Genomic DNA, 5,308 nt, shown 5'->3' with positions numbered 1-5,308 from the left:
CTGTTTGACCACAACGAACGAAGTGAGTGGCGGGAGTTTGGGCGACGGGCCATGAAACCAGTCAGCGGAGGGGAGTCTTCGCCCCGAGAGGGGCGAAGACCGCACCGACCGGCGAGCCCCAGCCTCCCTACCCGCGCCTTTGCAAGCGCTGAAGCCGACAAGCTACTCAGCCTGCGCGTACCTCTTCGCCCGCAGGTTCCGCTTGATCTCCTGCAGCATCGGCCGCAGCTCGCTCCCCAACCGCAGCGCCACACCCGTGGTGAGGATGTCGATCACGATCAGGTGCAGCAGCCGCGACACCATCGGGCTGTAGCGGTCGTAGTCTTCCGGGTGGTCGGCCGCCAGCAGGATCTGGCTGCTGCCGGTCTGCCCGATCTGCGCCAGCGGCGAGCCGCTCGCGGTGATCACGATCGTCGTCGCACCCTTCTTGCGCGCAATCTCGGCCACGTCGATCAGGTCGCGGCTGCGGCCCGAGTTCGAGATGATCACGACGCAGTCGCCCGGCTGCAGCATCGTCGCGCTCATCACCTGCACATGGCCGTCGCTGATCGCCAGCGCATTGACGCCCAGCCGGAAGAACTTGTGCTGCGCATCCTGCGCAACGATGCCCGAATTGCCGACCCCGTAGAACTCGATGCGCCGCCCGGCACGGCCCGCCTCGGCCAGCGCCGTGATCGCGCGGTCGAACGCCAGGCTCGCGGCATCGTTGCGGTACTTCAGCAGCGCACTGACCGCGTTGTCGACCACCTTGACGACGATGTCGCCCGGCTTGTCGTCCTCGTCGACCGCACGGTGCACGAAGGGCACGCCCTCGTTGACGCTGCCGGCCAGCTTGCGCTTGAAATCGGCCAGCCCGTCGTAGCCCACGCTGCGGCAGAAGCGCACCACCGTCGGCTTGCTGACGTGCGCCCGGTCGGCCAGCTCGCTGACCGGCAGGCTCGCAAAACTGCGCGCATCGGCCAGCACCAGCTTGGCCACGCGCTGCTCCGCCGGAGGAAGCGCGGGGATCGACGCGCGAATGCGGTCCAGCATGGGGGATCCGGCGAGGTGCGCGCTTATTGCTCTTCGGACCAGGCGAAACCGTCGCGCGCGACCAGCGCGCTCGCGGCCGCCGGCCCCCAGGTGCCGGCCGCATACGGGCGCGGGCCGGTGCTGTCCTTGCCCCAGGCGTCGAGAATCGGCTCGACCCAGCGCCATGCCTGCTCCTGCTCGTCGCTGCGCACGAACAGGTTCAGCCGGCCGGCGATCGCGTCGAGCAGCAGCCGCTCGTAGGCGCCCACGCGGTTCTCGGCGAAGGCCTTGTCGAAGTCCAGGTCGAGCGACACCGGCGCGAGCTGCTCCTGCTGCCCGGTGCCCTTGGCCGCCAGCAGGTGCAGCTCCAGGCCGTCCTCCGGCTGCAGGTTGATCACCAGCTTGTTCGGCTGGTTGTGGCCCGGGAAGATGCTGTGCGGCGTCGGCCGGAAGTTGACGACGATCTGCGCATCGCGCGCGGCCAGCCGCTTGCCGGTGCGCAGGTAGAAGGGCACGCCGGCCCAGCGCCAGTTCTGCACCTCGGTGCGCAGCGCGACGAAGGTCTCGCACTGGCTGCCGGCCGGTACCTTGACCTCCTGCAGGTAGCCCACCACGGGCTGCCCGCCGGCCGTGCCCGCACGGTACTGCCCACGCACCACGTCGCGGCCGACGCTCTCTTCGGTGAACGGCTTCAACGAGCGCAGCACCTTCAGCTTCTCGTCGCGGATCGCGTCGGCATCGTTGCGCGACGGCGGCTCCATCGCGATCATCGTCAGCAGCTGCAGCGCGTGGTTCTGCACCATGTCGCGCAGCGCGCCGGTGCGGTCGTAGAAGTCGCCGCGCGTGCCGACACCGATCGCCTCGGCCAGCGTGATCTGGATGTTGGCGATGCTCTCGCGGCGCCACAGCGGCTCGAACAGCGCATTGCCGAAGCGCAGCGCCATCAGGTTCTGCACCGAGGGCTTGCCGAGGTAGTGGTCGATGCGGAACGCCTGCGTCTCGCTGAACACCGAGCGCACGACGYGGTTGATCTCCTGCGCGCTCTGCAGGTCGTGGCCCAACGGCTTTTCAAGCACCACGCGGATGCGCGGCGTGTTCAGCCCGGCCACGCCGAGCTGCTCGCAGATCTGCGGAAAGAGGTGCGGGCTGGTGGCGAGGTACAGCACCGCCGTGTCGGCATTGCGCTCCTCGAGCCACTGCTTCAGCCCGGCATAGTGCTCGGGCTTCGACAGGTCCATGCGACGGTAGTGCAGCATGTCGGCGAAGCGGGCGAACTCTTCATCGGTCGGGCGCTTGGCACCTTCGACTTCTTGAAAGCGATCCTTCAGCCAGCCGCGGTACTTGTCGTCGCTCTGCTCGTCGCGGGCCACCGCGAGGATGCGGCCGCCGGCCGGCAGCTTGCCGTGGCGGAAGGCCTGGAACAACGCCGGCATCAGCTTGCGCCATGTCAGGTCGCCGGTGCCGCCAAAGAAAACGAGATCGAAAGACATGCCTGCCGCCTCAGTGGTGAAGTCGACGCATGCGGTCGACAATGTAATTTAGTTTCACCAGGATGATGCCCAAGTTTCCGGGCAGCGTCAACGAAACCCGCCCCGCACGAGGGGCGCCCGAAGGTGCATCATGCGGCCGGTGGAACTTCGGGTTACGTTCTGAAAACAAACCGTCGTCGGCGTGCTTGCGTGTCACGCCGGCCGGGTTCTAATTTCCTTCCTGTGCTCAACAGCGTCTTGCCATGAATCAAATCGACCAGCTCAAGCAGTACACCGCCGTTGTCGCCGACACGGGCAACTTCAAGCAACTGGCGCAGTTCGCGCCGAAGGACGCGACGACCAACCCGTCGCTGATCCTGAAAGCGGTGCAGCACGCCGACTACGCGCCGCTGCTCCAGGAGACGGTGGCGAAGCACAAGAGCCTGCCGCTCGAGGGCATCGTCGACCAGGTGCTGGTGCGCTTCGGCCAGGAGATCCTGAAGGTGGTGCCGGGCCGGGTGTCGACCGAGGTCGATGCGCGGCTGAGCTTCGACACCGCCTGCAGCGTGGCGCGGGCGCGCCGCATCATCGAGCTGTACGAGGCGGCGGGCATCGGCCGCGAGCGAGTGCTGATCAAGCTCGCTTCCACCTGGGAGGGCATCCAGGCGGCGCGCATCCTGCAGCGCGACGGCATCAACTGCAACCTGACGCTGCTGTTCTCGTTCTGCCAGGCGGTGGCCTGCGGCGATGCGGGCGTCAAGCTGATCTCGCCGTTCGTCGGCCGCATCTACGACTGGTACAAGAAGTCGGCCGGCAGCCAGTGGGACGAGGCGGCGAACGCCGGCGTCAACGACCCGGGCGTCAAGTCGGTGACCCACATCTACAACTACTTCAAGAAGTTCGGCATCGCCACCGAGGTGATGGGCGCGAGCTTCCGCAACGTCGGCCAGATCACCGCGCTCGCCGGCTGCGACCTGCTGACGATCAGCCCCGAGCTGCTCGCGCAGCTGCAGGCGAGCGAAGCGCCGCTCACGCGCCAGCTCGATCCGGCCAACGCCAAGGGCGCGACCCTGCATGCGGCGACCTTCAACGAGCAGAGCTTCCGCTTCGCGCTGAACGACGACGCGATGGCCACCGAGAAGCTGGCCGAAGGCATCCGTGCGTTCGCAGTGGATGCAGGCAAGCTCGACAAGCTGATCGAAGGCCTGAAATGAGCGGCTTCCCGCGCTGCGACCGCACCTCGGCCTGGGCCGCGCTGTCGGGCCATTTCGAAGCGCACGGCCGCGACTTCGACATCCGCGAGGCGTTCGCGCGCGATGCCAACCGCTTCGCGTCGCTGAGCGTCGAGGCGCCGGAGATCTTCGCCGACCTGTCGAAGAACCGCGTCGACACCGCGACGCTGAAGTTCCTCGTCGAGCTGGCGCGCGAATGCGGCATCGAGGCGCAGCGCGATGCGATGCTGCGCGGCGACCCGGTCAACGTGACCGAGGGGCGGGCGGTGCAGCACGTGGCCTTGCGCGCGCCCGAGGGCGAATCGCCGTTCGGCCGCGAGGTGCATGCGGTGCTCGACGCGATGCTCGGCTACATCGAGACGGTGCGCGACACCGCGGCCAGCGGCATCCGCCACGTCGTCAACATCGGCATCGGCGGCTCCGACCTCGGGCCGCAGATGGTGGTGCCGGCGCTCGATACCTTCGTGCACCCGGGCATCACCTTCCACTTCGTCTCCAACGTCGACGGCCACGACATCGCTCCGGTGCTGCGCCGGCTGAAGCCGCAGGAGACGCTCTTCATCATCGCGAGCAAGACCTTCACGACGCAGGAGACGATGGCCAATGCGCATGCCGCGAAGGCCTGGTTCCTGGCGCAGGGCGGTGAAGACATCGACAAGCATTTCGTCGCCACCACCACCAACGTGAAGGCCGCGGCCGAGTTCGGCATCACCACCACGTTCGGCTTCTGGGACTGGGTCGGCGGACGCTACTCGCTGTGGTCGGCGATCGGGCTGCCGATCGCGCTGGCCATCGGTGCCGACAACTTCCGCTCGCTGCTGGCTGGCGCGCATGCGATGGACCTGCACTTCGCGCAGGCCCCGCTCGAGAAGAACCTGCCGGTGCTGCAGGGCCTGATCGACGTCTGGTACCGCAACTTCCACCGCTTCACGAGCCGCAGCATGGCGCCGTACCACCAGGGCCTGAAGCGGCTGCCGGCCTACCTGCAGCAGCTCGAGATGGAAAGCAACGGCAAGCGAGTCGACATCGACGGCGAGCCGCTGCCGTTCGGCACCAGCCCGGTCGTGTGGGGCGAGCCCGGCACCAACGGCCAGCATGCCTACTTCCAGATGCTGCACCAGGGCACCGACGTGATCCCGGTCGAGTTCCTGCTCGTCAGGCGGCCGACGCATTCGCTGAGCGACCTGCACACCAAGCTGCTGGCCAACGGCCTCGCGCAGGCGCAGGCGCTGATGCTCGGCAAGACGACCGAGCAGGCGATGAAGGAGAAGGCGCCGACGGCCTCGGCCTCGCTCGATCCGCTGACGCTCGCGAAGCACCGCACCTTCCCCGGCAACCGGCCGAGCACGACGCTGCTGCTCGACGAGCTGACGCCGCGCAGCCTGGGCGCTTTGATCGCGCTGTTCGAGCACCGGGTGTTCGTCAGCGGTGCGCTGTGGCGCATCAACAGCTTCGACCAGTGGGGCGTCGAGCTCGGCAAGGCGCTGTGCAACGAGCTGCTGCCGCGGCTCGCGTCCGGCGATACGACCGGGCTCGACGGCTCGACCGCCGGGCTGCTGACCCGCCTGCGCGGCGGATGAGGCTGGTCTTCGATAT

The 5,308-nt window shown here is 67.8% G+C and carries 4 protein-coding genes; 2 read left to right on the top strand and 2 right to left on the bottom strand.

The genetic code is table 11. The annotated features are described in order from the left end of the window. Positions 1–162: 162 nt before the first annotated feature. Positions 163–1,032: a MurR/RpiR family transcriptional regulator gene (locus tag AC1D01_RS19580; protein ID WP_477869196.1), complete on the bottom strand. Its 870-nt coding sequence runs from the start codon at positions 1,030–1,032 to the stop codon at positions 163–165. A 23-nt stretch (positions 1,033–1,055) separates the two neighbouring features. Further along, entirely contained in the window at positions 1,056–2,501 is a 1,446-nt protein-coding gene (gene zwf / locus AC1D01_RS19575; protein ID WP_477869194.1) for a glucose-6-phosphate dehydrogenase, read from the bottom strand. A 242-nt stretch (positions 2,502–2,743) separates the two neighbouring features. On the opposite strand from zwf, the gene tal reads away from it, so the two are divergent. Both tal and pgi read left to right on the top strand, forming a co-directional pair. Then, positions 2,744–3,694 carry a transaldolase gene (gene tal / locus AC1D01_RS19570; protein ID WP_477869192.1) on the top strand — a complete coding sequence of 317 codons (951 nt, stop codon included), beginning with the start codon at positions 2,744–2,746 and terminating at the stop codon, positions 3,692–3,694. Next, complete coding sequence (gene pgi, locus AC1D01_RS19565) at positions 3,691–5,292, top strand: glucose-6-phosphate isomerase (RefSeq protein ID WP_477869190.1); 1,602 nt, start codon at positions 3,691–3,693, stop codon at positions 5,290–5,292. The genes tal and pgi overlap by 4 nt, the downstream gene beginning before the upstream one ends. Positions 5,293–5,308: the final 16 nt, after the last annotated feature.

It is taken from the genome of Rhizobacter sp. P3_B12, assembly GCF_056402895.1.
Note: the sequence above shows the minus strand (reverse complement) of the source record. Positions and strands in the feature narration are given on the sequence as shown.